The sequence below is a fragment of the uncultured Mucilaginibacter sp. genome (genome assembly GCF_903913935.1).
Taxonomy (GTDB): Bacteria; Bacteroidota; Bacteroidia; order Sphingobacteriales; family Sphingobacteriaceae; genus Mucilaginibacter.
Map to the genome: position 1 here is coordinate 1 of NZ_CAIWNH010000097.1, position 17,343 is coordinate 17,343.

Annotated in this window: 8 protein-coding genes; all 8 read left to right on the forward strand. The window is 41.9% G+C overall.

The window, feature by feature from the left end:
* The first annotated feature begins 280 nt into the window (after window positions 1–280).
* The 8 genes from QZY09_RS03640 to QZY09_RS03675 all read left to right on the forward strand — a co-directional run bounded on the left by QZY09_RS03640 (window position 281) and on the right by QZY09_RS03675 (window position 17,293).
* On the forward strand, window positions 281–4,456 hold the full coding sequence (locus QZY09_RS03640) for a hybrid sensor histidine kinase/response regulator transcription factor (protein ID WP_295668166.1): 4,176 nt from the start codon (window positions 281–283) through the stop codon (window positions 4,454–4,456).
* A gap of 872 nt (window positions 4,457–5,328) precedes the next feature.
* Window positions 5,329–8,523, forward strand: a complete 3,195-nt coding sequence (locus QZY09_RS03645) for a TonB-dependent receptor (protein ID WP_295668169.1) — start codon at window positions 5,329–5,331, stop codon at window positions 8,521–8,523.
* A 20-nt stretch (window positions 8,524–8,543) separates the two neighbouring features.
* Window positions 8,544–10,184, forward strand: a complete 1,641-nt coding sequence (locus tag QZY09_RS03650) for a RagB/SusD family nutrient uptake outer membrane protein (RefSeq protein ID WP_295668171.1) — start codon at window positions 8,544–8,546, stop codon at window positions 10,182–10,184.
* Window positions 10,185–10,205: 21 nt separating this feature from the next.
* Window positions 10,206–11,474 carry a hypothetical protein gene (locus QZY09_RS03655; RefSeq protein WP_295668175.1) on the forward strand — a complete coding sequence of 423 codons (1,269 nt, stop codon included), beginning with the start codon at window positions 10,206–10,208 and terminating at the stop codon, window positions 11,472–11,474.
* 334 nt (window positions 11,475–11,808) lie between these two features.
* A complete protein-coding gene (locus QZY09_RS03660; RefSeq protein ID WP_295668180.1) occupies window positions 11,809–12,687 on the forward strand; it encodes an AraC family transcriptional regulator in 879 nt (292 codons plus the stop codon).
* A gap of 174 nt (window positions 12,688–12,861) precedes the next feature.
* Window positions 12,862–14,694 (forward strand): sodium:solute symporter family protein, encoded by a 1,833-nt coding sequence (locus tag QZY09_RS03665; protein WP_295668183.1) that lies wholly within the window; start codon window positions 12,862–12,864, stop codon window positions 14,692–14,694.
* A 105-nt stretch (window positions 14,695–14,799) separates the two neighbouring features.
* Window positions 14,800–15,993 carry a glycosidase gene (locus QZY09_RS03670; RefSeq protein WP_295668186.1) on the forward strand — a complete coding sequence of 398 codons (1,194 nt, stop codon included), beginning with the start codon at window positions 14,800–14,802 and terminating at the stop codon, window positions 15,991–15,993.
* A gap of 91 nt (window positions 15,994–16,084) precedes the next feature.
* Window positions 16,085–17,293, forward strand: coding sequence for an AGE family epimerase/isomerase (locus QZY09_RS03675; RefSeq protein ID WP_295668189.1), 1,209 nt, complete (start codon window positions 16,085–16,087; stop codon window positions 17,291–17,293).
* Window positions 17,294–17,343 lie beyond the last annotated feature (50 nt).

A 17,343-nucleotide genomic window follows, 5' to 3' on the forward strand; every position in this document is an offset into this window, starting at 1 on the left:
AAATGTAAAAATAATATTACATCACACTTCTTAAATGCTGTTATTTTTGATAATAGTCAATTATACATTGTTTTTCTTTAAAATATATTTTTTAAATAGCAAATCTCTGTGCTAATCAACATTAATGCAGGGGTATTATTGTCAAAATGCTAATTGTAATGAAACACCTGTTTTAATCATTTTTATTAGGTTAATTTGAATCCCGGTAATAAAATTACGCTTAGCAAACCTAAGTTTTATTCACCTAAATAAGCGGGCATCTGATAGAAAAAATACATTTATGAAGTGTAAAATTTTAACGCTGTTTTTTTTGATGTTGCTGCAGGTTACTTTCCTGAGCGCTCAAAACAACCAGTTTCAATTTTCGCATCTTGATATTAACAACGGTTTATCACATAACGATGTTACCTGCATATTTAAGGATAACAGGGGTTTTATGTGGTTTGGTACCATTTCGGGGTTAAACCGCTATGATGGGTACAAATTTAAGATATTTAAGCATTCGGTTAACGATACCACCTCGCTCGATGGTGACTATATTGTAAGTATAAGTGAAGGACCTGGAAATAAACTATGGATTGAAACCCGTAATGGCTTTAATATCTATGATCCCGCCACGGAAAAGTTTGATCATAATATTACAGGTTATTTGCGGACGATTGGTATCCCTGACAGGTATATGACCACCATCAAAAAGGATAGGGCCGGAAATTTTTGGTTCCTGCATGTAAACCAGGGGATATTCAAATTTGACCCTGTGAGGCATAAAACTATTCACTTGATGCATGCTGCAGCAGATAAAAAAACGATAGGTTCAAATACAGTATCTGACCTTGGACAGGATTCACAGGGGAATTTGTGGCTGACCTATCGTAATGGCCAATTGGAGAGCATGGACCCCCAAAGCCTGCAAATTACATACCGCTCGCAGGTATTTAATAAATTATCGGCCGAGCAGAATGCATCCTATAAAATATTCATTGATAAAGAGAACTGTATATGGGCCTATGTGCCTACCTATTCAGAAGGTGTGTATTTTGTTGATGTAAAAAATGGCATTTTTAAACATATTGATAAAGGGCCCGATAATGCCCATTTAAATACCAATGTGGTTTCGAGCGTTATCCAGGATGACAAAGACAGGATCTGGATCGCGACAGACCATGGTGGGGTAAACCTGCTGAATAAGCAGGATTTTAAAATCCAATACCTGCTCAACCGGGAAGATGATGATAAAACGATCGGCCAAAACAGTATCACCCTGCTTTATCATGACTATACCGGTATTATTTGGGTTGGCTCGTACAAAAGGGGCGTTGGCTATTATCACGAAAGTATTATCAAATTCCCGTTATACACTCACCACCTTGCCGATCCCTTGTCTGACCCGCACAGCCTGAGCTTTAGCGACATCAATAGTTTCGCTGAAGATAAAACTGGTAACCTGTGGATTGGCACAAACGGCGGTGGCCTGATCTATTTCGACCGGAAAAACGGAACTTTTAAAACTTACCTGCATAATGCAGCTGACAATAATAGCCTGGGTAATAATGTGGTGGTTTATTTGTACATCAGTCACGATCAGAAACTATGGATAGGCACCTATTTCGGGGGGCTGGATTGTTTTGATGGACGAAATTTTACCCATTTTAAACATGACGACAAAATACCGGGAAGTATTTCTGACGATCGTGTTTGCTCAATTGCCGAGGATGATGAGCACCATTTACTGGTGGGTACACTGTCAGCAGGGTTGAATGTTTTCGATAACATAACACAAACATTTTCGCATTATGTATATAAATCGGAAGAAAACGCAATCCATTCGAACTATATCAGCAAGATTTTGCTCGACAGGCATAAAAACCTTTGGGTAATAACTTCGTACGGCGTTGATGTTTTGCTTAAGCGTACACACAAATTTATCCATTACATACACGACGACAAAAATCCCAACAGCCTGATCAATAACAGCACCAATAACGTAATGGAAGACAGTTATGGTTTGATATGGATAAGTACACGTGAAGGCTTGAGTGTTTTTGATTATAAAACCGGCCGATTTACCAACATAACCCGGCAGGATGGCCTGCCGGATAATACGGTGATCGATCTGCAGGAGTATGATAGAAATAATGTTTGGGTAAGTACGCTGAACGGCATCTCAGATATCAATGTAGACCGGAGTGGAGCGGCCCTTAAATTTCATTTTACCAATTACGATGAAACGGAAGGCTTGCAGGGGCGTGAGTTTACCGAAAATTCTTCCTTTAAAACACGCGAAGGAGAATTGCTTTTTGGAGGAGGGAATGGTTTTAATATTTTTAAGCCGTCAAACCTGCATATCAACCAAAATGTTCCAAAACTTGTGTTTACAGATTTTCAGGTATTTAATGAAAGTGTTAATGTTGGTGAAAAAGTAAATGGAAAGGTGATTTTACCATCGTCGATCACTGGTCTGAAATCGCTAAATTTAAAATACAACGATAATGTATTCTCCATAGAATTTGCCGCGCTTAATTATTTCAATCCCGGAAAAGTTAAGTATCAGTATATGATGGAAGGTTTTGACAAAGGGTGGATCAATGCCGATAACAGGATCAGGAAAGCCACCTACACAAACCTTGATGCCACAGATTATGTTTTTAAAGTTCGGGCAACAAGTGATGATAACTGGAATAATAGCAGTGTCCAGTCTGTTAATATCAGTATCCTTCCGCCTTTTTGGAAAACTACGTGGGCATATATTTTGTATGCCATGGCAATAATAGGTGCGCTTCTTTATTTCAGGCAAAGGGCAATACAAAAACTAAGGGCACAGTTCTCAATAGAAAAAGAACGCGAAGAAGCGCATCGGATGCATGAGCTTGACCTGATGAAAATCAAGTTCTTCACCAACGTAAGCCACGAGTTCCGTACCCCCTTGTCATTAATAATGGCGCCGGTAGATAAAATATTAAAGCAGATATCGGAACCCGATATACAGCGTCAACTGATGCTGGTTAACCGGAATGCAAAACGATTATTAAACCTGGTAAATCAATTACTTGATTTCAGAAAAATGGAATACCAGGAATTAAAGCTCCATGAAAAAAATGGCGACATTGTGAAGTTCATTAAAGAGCTGTCGTATGCTTTTACAGATATTGCTGATCAGAAAAATATTAAATTCATTTTTGATACCGAGACTGCGTCGTTTTATACCAGCTTTGATTATGATAAAATTGAAAGGATCATATTTAACCTGCTTTCAAATGCCTATAAGTTTACCCCCGAAGGCGGACAGGTAAGCGTATTGCTTAATTTGATAGATAATGAGGGCGATAACAATAAGGTGTTAGAGATAAGGATTGTTGATACCGGTATTGGAATTGCCGCAGATAAGCGGGACAGAATATTCGAGCCGTTTTTCCAGAACGATATTCCGGGGTCAATGCTCAACTCTGGCAGCGGGATCGGCCTATCTATTACCAGGGAGTTTGTAAAGCTGCACGGGGGCGAAATAGCTGTTGAAAGTGAATTTAACGAAGGCAGTTGCTTTACCGTTTTACTTCCGGTACAGCAATTGAATAATAACCTGTTTACCGATACTGAATTGTTGCTGGATAATTCACTTGATTTTGTGCCGGTTGATGTTCCCAACAAACTTAATGGTTGCCACAAGGAAAATCGCGACTTAAAAAAGCCAACCATTTTACTGGTTGAAGACAATGAAGATTTCAGGTTTTATATCAAGGACAACTTAAAAGCGTCGTTTAATATCATCGAAGCCGAAAATGGAAAAAAAGGCTGGCAAAAAGCGTTGGCTCAACACCCCAACCTTATCGTGAGCGATATCAGTATGCCCGAAATGAATGGGATTGACCTTTGCGTAAAACTAAAGAATGATATGCGTACATCGCATATCCCGGTTATCCTGCTAACTGCCCTGATAGGAGAGGACCAGCAGATAAAAGGCCTGGAGACAGGGGCGACCGATTATTTGACCAAACCATTTAATTTCGAGATCCTGCAATCAAAGATCAGGAATATACTGAGCCAGCAGGAATATATGCGAAAAACTTATACCAAGCAAGTTGACGTTTCGCCGACAGAATTGCAGGTCGACTCTCCTGACGAGCTGTTTATTAAAAAGGTACTGCTTTTAATTGACAATAACATATCGAACCCTAATTTTTCTGTCGAGGAATTGAGCAGTGATGTATTTGTAAGTCGTTATACGCTTTATAAAAAAATATTGGCAATGACGGGTAAAACGCCAAACGAACTGGTACGCTCCATGCGCCTTAAAAGAGCCGTCCAACTGCTGGAGACCGGGCACTTAACCATTTCACAAATTTGCCATAAAGTTGGCTTCAAGAGCCAGAAGTACTTCGTAAAGTCGTTTAAAGCAGAATATAATACCATCCCGTCAAAATACCTGGAAAGCATACAGGAAACAGAGATTTTCCAATAATCGTAGGGGCGACCCTTGTGGTCGCCCATCTCCGAATAGATACCTCCATTTTGTGGTCGCCCATCTCCGAATGGATTCCCCCCAATTTTGTGGTCGCCCTTGTCCGGATAATTCCATGTGGCCATCGTCCGGCAACGCAATCTCTTTATACAACCTTTTCGCGACCGTATCATTACTGCCGTGTTATCGCTTTAGCGCCTTAATAATCGATTGTTTTTGATCATCATTTATAATTCTATATGCTAATTAATCGGCTCCCACAGAGGGGCATCCAAAGCAGGGCGACCACAAGGGTCGCCCCTACGGTTTATTAACCATGCCGGTAATGCGATGGTGTGGAACGCTCCATCTCGTTTAATTTATTCTTTTGAAAAGCCGCTACGATTAAACTTCCTGCAACTCATCAAACTGTCAGGGGTTATAGCCTGCAGTCTATGGTACTATAATACCACTTTAAAAAGTGTATTAGGCTCGCGATGGGTGCACATTTGTCAATATTCCACCTGTTTTTGATCTTTTATTTGGGGTTTATTGTAATTAATTAATTGATAATCATTGTTTTAAACAAGGTTGACATTTGTACCCCCATTTATCCACAACCGGGCTTTTATTAGCATATAATTTTACCCTCACAATAATGAAAATTGAACATGCGGCGCGATGCCGATTGTTTAAAAACAAAGCCTAAGTAATAAGTTTATAAATTTTAGTGATAGTTTTTGAAGCGCAGCTCATTGCTTCAAAATTACTCCGGCTGCAATTTGATTGATCAAATCAAGTTGCTGGTGGGCTTTAATGTATAACAAAAAAACGGGCCCGGATAGTGCATCAATTAATACACATTATAAACCAATTTCAACTAACAAATCATTATGGGAAAAATTCTACGAATAGCATTGCTGTTTCTTTCCATGGTAATAAGTGCCGGTGTGATGGCGCAAAACCAGGGAACAGTGATCAAAGGTACAGTAACCGATGACAAAGGCGTCACACTTCCGGGCGCAACGGTTACTGTAAAAGGAACGCCATCAAAAGTGGCAACTGATGTAAATGGCAAGTATAGCATTCAGGTGCCCCCGGGCGGAAAAATCCTCACGTTTTCATTTATTGGCATGGAATCGCAAAACGTTACCATTGGTGCCAAAACGGTTATTAATGTGGCATTGCAGTTATCATCAACAGCTTTAACAGACGTGGTGGTAATTGGTTATGGCACACAAAAGAGAGGTGATGTAAATGGCGCTATATCTTCGGTTACCGCCAAGGACATCCAGGACCTCCCTCAGCCGTCCGTTGACCAGATGATGCAGGGTAAAGCTGCAGGTGTTACCGTTACCCAAAACTCAGGTGGGCCGGGTAGTGCAACTTCTGTACACATCCGTGGTATCTCTTCATTTACGGGTAGCGAACCATTGTATGTTATTGACGGGGTGGCCATCCAGGGTAATTCTCAGTCGGGTGTTCAGCTAACGCGCCCGGGTGGTGGGCAGGAAGAAACGACAGTAAGCCCGCTTGCGCAACTTAACCCGAACGACATTGAATCTATTGACGTATTAAAAGACGCATCGGCGACTGCCATTTATGGTAGCCGCGCCGCTAATGGCGTGGTAATTATAACCACAAAAAAGGGTAAAAACGGCACTGCGAAAATTAACTACGATTTTTACTACGGTATACAATCGCAGGGCAAGTTTTTGGATGTGATGAACTTACCACAGTATGCTACACTTCAAAATTCACTTGCTGATGACTTCGGCGTAGGTCGCCGGATTGAATTTTCTGCCCCCAGTGTTTTAGGGCCCGGTACAAACTGGCAGAATGCTATTTTTCAAAATGCGCCTGAACAAAGCCATACCTTATCAATTTCGGGAGCAAAAGATGGAACAGATTATTATATATCCGGTGGTTATTTCAACCAGGACGGTACCATTTTAGGATTCAAGTTTAACCGGTACTCATTTCATACTACTGTAAATTCGCAGGTAAAAGAATGGTTTAAAATAGGTACAAGTATTTCGGCAAGCCAAAGCAACGAAAACGTTGGTGAAGGTAATAGCTCAGGGGTTATTTATAATGCGTTATTATCCGCTCCTGATGCAGCAGTTTATAATGCTGATGGTTCCTATGCAGGTCCTTATACACCACCGGGTGGTTTGCCGTATGGCGGCCCAAACCCTGTACAGCAGGCTTTGAATATCACCAATACCCTGCTAAGAAGTAATGTTCAGGGTGATTTGTATGGCGATATCAAGTTCAATAAAGATTTGACGTTGCACTCAGATGTAAACGGGAATTTTGACTGGAGCAATGCAAAAACATTCCTCCCGACTTACTCGTATGGTGCTACCGGGTCAGTTCCGGCGTTTCAGAACCAGCAAGCCGTTTTAAATGAATACAATGCCAGCGATAGTTATTGGAACTGGAACGAGCAGTTGAACTACAACCATACGTTTGCTAAGAAACATGTAGTACAGGCAACCTTAGGTCACGAAGTTTGGGAATCAAATTATGACGGGATCCAGGCCGGAACAAAAGGCTTTACCGCAGGGAATACCTTACAGACGCTAAATTTAGGTACGCAAACTGCTGATAACTTAGGAGAACCCAAAGGGAGCAATTCAATGGAATCATTTTTTGCGCGAGTGATATATACTTACAATAATAAATACAGCATTTCTGCAACTGATCGCCGCGACCAATCCTCGAACTTTGCGCCTGGTCACCAGGTGGGATATTTCCCGGGGGCATCCGCATCATGGAGGATCTCTGAAGAGCCATTTATGGCTAAGATCAACGGAGTTGTAAACAATCTTAAGTTAAGGGTTGGTTATGGCACCGTAGGTAATTCAAATATCCAGCAATATGCTTACGGTTCAAGGATTACGCCGGTAACTACCGGTTTGGGCACAGGTTTTAGTTTTGCTAATTTCAATAACCCGCTTGTTACCTGGGAAACTGATATTCAGAAAAATATCGGGCTTGATTTTAGTATTCTTAACAATCGTATCGATGGAACAATTGATGCGTTTGACAAAACATCAAAAAACTTTCTGTTTCAACAACCACTTCCTGCCTTCCTTGGTGGCGGCGTGGGTGAATATTCAGGTGCTGCCGTTGTACAACCACCTTATGTAAATGCAGGTGAAATTGAAAATAAAGGCTTTGAGTTTAGCATTACCAGCAGGAACATTATAAACAAAAACTTTAAATGGAGCACAACACTTATCTTCTCTCACTATAATAATAAAGTAATCTCGTTAAACGGTTTCCCGGCAATTATCGGATATATTAATTCAGGCGGTGGCGCCATCATCCCGGTTACCTCAACCCAGGTTGGTGGCCCGGTTGGCGAGTTTTACGGATATAAGATCCAGGGCATCGTTTCTTCAAATGCTCAATTACAGTACCTGTCAACACATCCTCAAAATGTAACCGGTGCACCATCTGTTGTATCAAGTGACAGAACTATTGCTAACGGTGTTTGGTTAGGTGACCTTCAATACCAGGGTGAAAATAATAACGGTAATTCTCCGAACAGCCAGTATGCATTGGGCAACCCTAATCCTGATTTTACCTATAGTATCACCAACAACTTTACTTACCAGGATTTTGATCTGTCAATATTCCTGACAGGATCATATGGCGGTAAAGTATTAAACGGGCTTAACTTTCAATTAGAAGCATTGGATGGTTTGTACCAAAATCAATTAGCCGCTGCCGGCAACTACTGGACACCTTCAAACCCAACGTCAACAATTCCGGCGCCAAGGGCTACCTTTGGTAACAATAACCTTGTGATGTCTGACAGGTTTTTAGAAAGCGCTTCTTTTTTACGGTTACAAAACGTGCGGTTAGGCTATAATTTACCGGCAAAATGGGCAAGGTATATTAAAATGAACCACCTTAAGGTTTATGTAAGCGGGCAGAATTTGTATGTCTTTACTAAATATAGTGGCTTAGATCCCGAAGTAGGTTCGTTTAATCAAAACCCTACATTAATGAATGTGGATAACGGAAGGTACCCTATCCCGCGTGTAATTACTTTTGGACTTAACGCAGAATTTTAATCACTTAATTTAAAAAAGAAATGAAAAAATATATAAAATATTTAATCGGTATGGGCGCCATCGTTGGTATGGCCACAACTGGTTGCAAAAAAGATTTTTTTAACCGGCCGCCCGAAAATGAACCTACAGTAGGCACATATTATCAAACAACGGCCCAGGTGCAGGCAAGTACAAATATTCTTTACGCCGCGCCATGGTTTGGTTTTAACGGAAAAGCTTTTTTGGCAACCGGTGAGGTGCTGAGCGGGAATGCCCGTTGTTATGTTGGAGCGGATCCTGAATTTGGGGCATATGCAAACTATACAGAAGGTAATGCTACTCCGATAGTAACAAGCACATGGAACTCGTTGTTCACGGTTGTGGCGCAGGCAAACGCGTTGTTAAACAATTTACCCACGGCGGTTCCCGCCTCAGTTCCTTCATCTGTTAAAAACAACGCTTTAGGCGAAGCGCATTTAATGCGTGCTGCCGCTTATTTTTACCTGGTGCGTATTTTCGGAAACGTTCCGATCATCACAAATCCGACTGCATTTGTTGGCACTTTCCAAACAGTTCCGGCAAACTACGTAACAGATGTTTACCAGTTTATGATCAACGATTTGCAATTTGCCGAAGCCAATTGTACGCCAGGTGTTGCCAGTACAGGTCATGCGTCCAGCGGCTCGGCATCGGCATTATTAGCTAAAGTATATTTATACGAACAGGATTACGCTAACGCCAAAAAAGAAGCTGAAAAAGTGATCAACAGCGGCGAATTTGGCTTACTCGGAATCGATGTTGCAGGCGTTTCATATAACGATCTGTATAAAACTGCCAATAATAATAATAAAGAATCCATCCTTGCAATGCAATGGTCGTCAAATGCCGGGTACGGATTTGGTAGTCAGTTGCAATCAGTAATCGCCTTAAACTCAACGATCACCGGCACCGGCGACGGTTATGGCGAATTAGGGCCAACATTTGATTTACAGAATGCCTACAAAGCTGCCGGAGATACCATCCGGAGGCATGGAACAATCATGATCCCGGGAGATTATTATCCGGAAATTGATAAAGCGACAGGAGGCTACAAAGTGCCGCTTAACGCAAGTGCACAGGGAACTGCTGCTGGGCTTAAAAAATATGTAGTGGGTACGCCTGCTGACAATAACGGGTTGACTGCGTTTCAGGCTACGAGCAATAACACCTATATTATGCGTTATGCTGAAGTGTATTTGATCGAAGCGGAAGCTGTTATGGGGCTGGCTGCAAATCCGGGAGCCGGACACGGTATAGATACCAATTACACTACCTCAGATCCGACAGCATTAAAATATATCAATTTAGTACGCAAAAGAGCAGGCTTAGGGCCCTATGCTGGTTTTACTTACAGGCAGTTAATAAAAGAAAGACGTCTTGAATTTGCTATTGAGGGCGATTATTGGTACGATTTGCAACGTATAGATGGTTTTAATTCCGCTACGCACCCTGTAGCTGAAGCTATTGAAGCCTCAACAAACAAGGGTGATTCTTATGGCGCAACGGCACCTAATTATAATAATTACACAATTAACCATACTTATATTGTTCCAACAGACGCCCAGTTCATTATTCCGATTCCGGCTACAGACGCAGCAGCTGATCCGAATTTAACAAAGCCCCCTGTTCACTATAAATTTTAATTAACAATTAAATATATTAAAATGAAATTTAAACAATTCAAAAACATAAGCTTGGTACTGTCGGCGTTGATGGTATTCGGCTTCGCATCCTGCAAAAAGATGAATAGTTTGGGGTTTACCCCAGGTACGGGAACCCCTGTGATTTCGAGTGTGAGAACATTAAGCAAATCAATAGTTGATTCCATGCGCGTTCATTCAACTACCACGTATAATAGCAGTGGTATTGCAACAACCACTTCTTATTTCGATTACACACCGCAGGCAACCGCATTTGATTCAACTACAGTTACCGGGAATTTGAATAATTACTATGTTTTAATCGGTGCAAACCTGGGTAGTACTACCAAAATAGCTATCAACGGTGTTTCGGTGTATTTTAACCGGGCCTTTAATTCTGATAAATCAGTAGTTTTTCAAATACCAACAACGGTTCCGTATGTGCAGCCGCAGCCAAATACCATCGTAGTTACTACATTGAACGGTAGCTTTACGTATAAATTTACCACGCTGCCTCCCCCGCCAACAATTACCGGCGTATCAGATTATGATTTCCAGGCAGGTACGCAAATAACACTTACAGGTAAGGGTTTTGCTTCGGTTTCTGGTATAAAACTAAAGGCAACCAGTGATGAAGTTTCTATCGTATCTCAAAATGACAGTACTTTAGTTATGAAAATGCCTGCGCACAGTACCGCTACAGAATCTACATTGTTGTTTACCTATACTTCAGGGTCAAATCCTGCGGCGCAAACAGCTTCGACTACGGTATTTAACGACCTTGATAATGGTTACATCATTTTCGCTGACAATAATTTCCAGAATGCATGGGGCGATAATTCATGGGCCGGGCCATCCGGAGTTTCAACAACAGCTTCACATTCAGGTACTGCATCCGCCGCAGCAAGTTATCCTGCTGGTCAATGGAAAGTTGAAGGCTGGGCCAACTGGTATCCAAGTTTCTCTTACGATGCAGCTTATAAGTATTTAACTTTCTGGGTTAAGGGCGGTACTGTTACCCATACGCTTGTATTGGTGGGCGATAAGATGGCAGGCGGTTATGGCCAGATTCAAAACGTAAGCGCATACGCCGCACAGTTAGTTACCGTACCACCAAATGTTTGGACTTTCTTCAAAATTCCGCTGGCTTCATCACAGTCATCAACAAATGTTAACACCCTTAATTATTGGGCTAATGGTTCGCCGGCGCAACAACTGGGCTTCTTCCTTCAGGGTATGAGCGGTGATGTTGATGAAAAAATGTTCTTTGATGAAGTTGCATTTATAAAATAGATAACAGAACGTAAAAACGCATTAACATTTAGTTTTTACAATAATGATAAAAATAAAGGGGTAAATAATAATGCAGGTTTTACATAATAGTTGATTAGTTACCAAGCCATCACTGGTGATAAGCTAAGGCTAAGCTGGTGGTGGCTTTTTTAAATTCATTGTTCACTATTATTAATGTCATGAAAAGTTGAGCGGTGAATAGGTGCGCAGTGAGTCGTCAGCAGTGAGCCGGACATTAAATATTTCAACAACTCACTACCCACCACTCTCTTTTCACCAAATAAGTGTTAATTTCGTATTATATAAATGACGTTTTTGTATAACTAAATTACTTATGATGACAAGCAATGTAATGCGCGAAATTACCCCGCTGACACCAAGCGATTGCTTTACTATTTTTTCGAGGGTAAAAAAGAAATTCGACTTCCCGCTTCATTATCATGACGAATATGAACTTAACCTGATATTGAACGCGAAAGGGGCGAAGCGGGTAGTGGGCGGCCACATTGAGGTAATTGATGACCTGGAACTGGCCCTGATCGGCCCTAATCTTTACCATGCCTGGTTTACCAACCAGTGCCAGAGTGAGGCGATAACAGAGATTACTATCCAGTTTCATAAAGATCTGTTTGATGAGAAGTTTTTAAAAAGAAACCAACTGAGCTTTTTGAAAAACATGCTGGAGCGCTCCCAAAAAGGCATCTTGTTTTCGCAGGAAACCATCAACACGCTTAAGGACAGGGTACTTAATTTAGATAAAAAAAACGGCTTCGATTCTGTGCTTGAGTTACTATCAATACTTCATGATCTTTCTACATCAAGGAACATGAAAACGTTATCGGATTCCAGTTTTACTAATGAAAAGTTTTTTTACAACAGCCGGCGTATCGAAAAGGTGTTTGAGCATATGAATAATAACTATAATAAGCAGGTAACGCTTGCAGAAGTGGCCCGGATAGCCAATATGCCGGAAGCTTCGTTCAGCCGTTTCATCAAAAAACGCACCGGCAAAACATTTATTGATAGTTTGAACGAGATAAGGCTTGGCCATGCCTCCAGGATGCTGATCGACTCAACCACAACGGTTGCCGAAATAGCCTATAAATGCGGGTTTAACAATATATCCAACTTCAACAGGATATTTAAACGCAAGAAAATGTGCATTCCTAAGGAGTTCAGGGAAACCTATACCGGCAACAGGGTTTTTATTTAGACAATTTGAAGGTTTGGCAATTTGAAAATGTGTTTTTTGATAAATAAATTTAAATTTATAGTTAAAAAAGTATTATAAAATGGTTGTCAATAAATCTACTTTAGTAATTGCCATTATAACCCGTTTGGAAAGTGATTTTCAAATCGTCAAATCAACCCATTTTCAAATAAAAAAATGAAGCTCCATCCCATAGACATCGCCATTATTGCGCTCTACCTGCTAAGTACCATATTTATTGGCCTTTGGTATCGTAAAAAAGCGCGGCAGAATAAGGAGAGCTATATGCTTGGCGGTAAATCGCTGCCCTGGTACAAACTGGGACTGAGCGATGCCTCTGATATGTTTGATATCAGCGGCACCATGTGGATGGTGAGCCTGTGTTTTGTTTACGGCATGAAAAGTATCTGGATCCCCTGGCTTTGGCCGGTTTTTAACCAGGTGTTTTTAATGATGTACCTCTCGCGCTGGCTGCGGCGCTCCAACGCCTCCACCGGCGCCGAATGGTTGGCCACCCGTTTTGGCAAAAGCGGTCCGGGGGTAACCGCATCACAAATTGTGGTGATTGCCTTTGCGCTATTGAGCTGTCTGGGCTTTATGGCCTATGGCTTTATCGGCCTGGGGAAATTTATAGAGATCTTCGTTCCCTGGGACATGATCAAGGGCTATATTCCTTTTGATGTTGCGCCCCAATATGTACCACATGTTTACGGTGTAATTTTTACCCTGTTTGCCATGTTTTATTCCATTTTAGGTGGAATGCATAGCATCGTGGTGGGCGATATGGTTAAATACGGCATCATGACGGTGGCCTGTATCTGGATCGGTTTCATCGCCGCCGGACAATTGAGCAGCCATCATTTGAATGTGCCCAACGGCTGGTTCAGTCCGTTTTTTGGAAAACATCTTGACCTGAATTGGTCGGGGATCATCAGCCAGGTAAATGAAAAAATAAAAACCGACGGCTATTCGCTTTTTGGCCTGTTTTTTATGATGATGACCTTTAAAGGCTTTTTTGCAGCATTGGCGGGCCCTGCGCCAAATTATGATATGCAAAAGATCCTTTCCACCCGCTCGCCTGAAGAGGCCAGTAAAATGAGTGGTTTTGTAAATATCATCCTGCTGCCTATCCGGTATACGCTAATCATCAGCCTGACTGCTTTAGGGCTCATCTATTATCACCAGATGAACTTAAGCGATGGCGCGGGAGGGATTGATTTTGAACGCATTTTACCTGCAGTAATCAATAACTTTTTACCCGTTGGCTTAGTAGGCTTGCTGCTGGCAGGTTTACTCGGCGCCTTCATGAGCACCTTTAGCGGTACGATGAATGCGGCACAGGCGTATTTGGTTAATGATATTTATTTAAAATACGTTAACCCAACAGCGTCAAACCGAAGAACGATTGCCATGAACTACCTTGCAGGTATAGTTGTTGTGGCGCTGGGCGTTTTCATCGGTTTTTTTATGAAAAACGTGAATACTACTTTACAGTGGATCGTGTCGGCACTCTACGGAGGGTATATTGCTTCAAATGTGTTAAAATGGCATTGGTGGCGTTTTAATGCATCCGGATTTTTTGTAGGGATGCTGACGGGGATTGTAACCGCCATGGTTTTCTCATTGGTTATCCCTGATGGCGAGTTATTGTATTGGTTCCCCTTATTGTTCGGTTTGTCTATGGCAGGTTCCATTATCGGTTCCTATGCATTTCCGCCAACGGACCAATCTGTGTTAAAATCTTTTTATAAAAATGTTCGCCCCTGGGGATTTTGGGGGCCTGTGAAAGATGCCGTTTTAGCGGAAGACCCATCCTTTCAGCCAAATAAAAACTTTAAGCTGAATATGTTCAACGTGGTAATTGGTACGGCGGCACAATGTTGTTTAACCATATTACCCATGTACCTGGTATTGAGCCAAAAAATGCCGCTATTGATCACCGTGGGCATTTTGGCGGTGATCATCATTATCCTGAAGAAAACATGGTGGGATAAATTGAAGGATTATTAATTGTACCCTTAGAGACGCAATACGTTGCGTCTCTCGAAGAGATTATTCAATGACGAAAATGGAGACGCAAAGTGTTGCGCCTCTACGAAATAGAAAAAACAAAACATGACACAACTATTTGAAAAACGTTTAAAAGAATTAGAAGCGGAACAAAAACAGCTGACGGACTTGCGTAATGAAATAGCGGGTACAGGGAACGGTGTTTTCGATCGCTATAAATATCCTGTTTTAACCGCAGCACATACCCCGCTGTTTTGGCGCTATGATCTCGACCCGGAAACCAATCCATATTTAATGGAACGGTTCAGCATCAATGCCGCCTTTAACGCAGGGGCAATAAAGTTAAACGGTAAATATTTAATGGTAGCCAGGGTGGAAGGAGCTGATCGTAAATCCTTTTTCGCGGTAGCCGAAAGCCCTGATGGCATCAACAACTTTACCTTTTGGGATTACCCGGTGGATATGCCCGAAACGGATGAACCGGACACCAATGTTTATGATATGCGTTTAACAGCGCACGAAGACGGATGGATCTATGGTTTGTTTTGTACCGAAAGGCGAGACCCTGAGGCCCCGGCACATGACCAGTCGATGGCGATTGCCGCTTGTGGTATTGCCCGTACAAGAGACCTTGTAAAATGGGAACGCCTGCCGGACCTGGTCACCAACTCGCCCCAGCAGCGTAATGTAGTGTTGCATCCCGAATTTGTGGGTGGCAAATATGCTTTATATACCCGCCCGCAGGATGGTTTTATCAGCGCAGGTAAAGGTGGAGGCATTGGTTTTGGCTTAACAGAAACCATGGAAAATGCTTTTGTGAATGAAGAAACCATCATCGACAATAAAAATTATCATACGGTTTACGAAGCAAAAAACGGACAGGGGCCAACACCCATCAAAACCGGTAAAGGCTGGCTGCACCTGGCACACGGTGTGCGTAATACGGCCGCAGGTTTGCGTTATACGCTGTATATGTTTATGACCGATCTGCACGATCTCACCAAAGTTTTATACAAACCCGCTGGTTACTTTTTAGCGCCGGAAGGAGAGGAGCGCATTGGCGATGTATCCAATGTGGTATTTTGCAACGGCTGGATCAGGGACGATGATGATACGGTTTACATTTATTATGCTTCATCAGATACCCGGATGCATGTAGCTACCAGCACTGTGGATAAACTGCTGGATTATGTGATGAATACGCCACCAGATGGTTTGCGTTCAGCATCATCGGTGAACACCCTTTATGAGATCATTGATAACAATAAGGCGCTTTTAAGTCCGAATTCCTTAGTCTGAATTTGATAAACTCAGCGGCTGTAAGACTTTAATTTCCGAATGGATAAATTGTTAAAATGACAGTATATAAAATAAAAATAATATCACCAGGATGCAGGAGAAGGCGATAACGTCACAAATTGATAACTACAAGACGGAACTTAGTACGGAGTTACAGTCCATATTGGATTATTGGACAAGTAATACGATTGATCATGCCAATGGCGGTTTTTTAGGAAGAATTGATTGCCAGGAACTGGTTGTACAGGATGCCCCAAAAGGATCGGTATTAAACGCCCGGATTTTATGGACCTTTGCTGCCGCTTATAACTACGATGCCAACCCGGTTTACCTGGAGACGGCGAACCGTGCTTATGATTATATAGGCAAGTTTATCTTCGATCACGAGTTCGGCGGGGTTTTTTGGTCTGTTGATCATACAGGCGCGCCGCTTGATACCAAAAAACAGGTTTATGCTATCGCTTTTACTATTTACGCGCTGAGCGAGTATTACATGGCCTCAGGTATTGAAGTAGCGAGGACAAAAGCGGTTGAATTATACTATTTACTGGTTGACAAGGCATACGACTCCGTGAAAACAGGGTATTTTGAAGCCTTTACAAGAGACTGGAACCCGATAGATGATTTGCGACTGAGTGCCAAGGATGAAAATGAAAAAAAGACGATGAACACCCACCTGCATGTACTGGAGGGGTATACTAATCTTTACCGGGTATGGCCCGAGGGTACCTTAAGGGCGCAAATCCTGTTATTGCTGCATAACTTTTTCGATCATTTTATTGATCCTGAAAGCCACCACCTGCGCCTGTTTTTTGACGAGAACTGGGAGAATAAATCTGGCCTGGTGTCTTATGGGCATGATATCGAGGCGACCTGGTTGTTACTGGAAGCTGCCGAAGTGATTCGCGACGAAGCGATGATCGAAAAGATAAAAAAGGTAAGTATTCCGATAGCTGAAGCAACGATAGATGGCCTGGACACCGATGGCGGCCTTTGGTACGAGTATGAACCTGCAGAAGAGCTGCTCATTAAAGAAAAACACTGGTGGGTGCAGGCGGAAGCAATGGTGGGATTTTATAATGCCTGGCAAATAAGCGCCGATGAAAAATACCTGCAACTATCCATCAAAAACTGGGCATTTGTTAAAGATAAAATTTTAGATAAAGTAAACGGCGAATGGTTTTGGGGAATCAATAAAAACGGGCTGGTAATGCCCGGCGAAGATAAAGCAGGAATATGGAAATGCCCGTATCATAACAGCAGGGCATGTTTGGAGATCATAAAAAGAACAGGACTATGATTAAAGGATTGACAGGATTTTAAATCGCAGGCTTTTCTTAATCCTATCAT

Excerpts from the sequence above, each read along its gene's own strand:
- QZY09_RS03640 (WP_295668166.1), top strand. The coding sequence starts at position 281 with ATGAAGTGTAAAATTTTAACGCTGTTTTTTTTGATGTTGCTGCAGGTT.
- QZY09_RS03645 (WP_295668169.1), top strand. The coding sequence starts at position 5,329 with ATGGGAAAAATTCTACGAATAGCATTGCTGTTTCTTTCCATGGTAATA.
- QZY09_RS03650 (WP_295668171.1), top strand. The coding sequence starts at position 8,544 with ATGAAAAAATATATAAAATATTTAATCGGTATGGGCGCCATCGTTGGT.
- QZY09_RS03655 (WP_295668175.1), top strand. The coding sequence starts at position 10,206 with ATGAAATTTAAACAATTCAAAAACATAAGCTTGGTACTGTCGGCGTTG.
- QZY09_RS03660 (WP_295668180.1), top strand. The coding sequence starts at position 11,809 with ATGATGACAAGCAATGTAATGCGCGAAATTACCCCGCTGACACCAAGC.
- QZY09_RS03665 (WP_295668183.1), top strand. The coding sequence starts at position 12,862 with ATGAAGCTCCATCCCATAGACATCGCCATTATTGCGCTCTACCTGCTA.
- QZY09_RS03670 (WP_295668186.1), top strand. The coding sequence starts at position 14,800 with ATGACACAACTATTTGAAAAACGTTTAAAAGAATTAGAAGCGGAACAA.
- QZY09_RS03675 (WP_295668189.1), top strand. The coding sequence starts at position 16,085 with ATGCAGGAGAAGGCGATAACGTCACAAATTGATAACTACAAGACGGAA.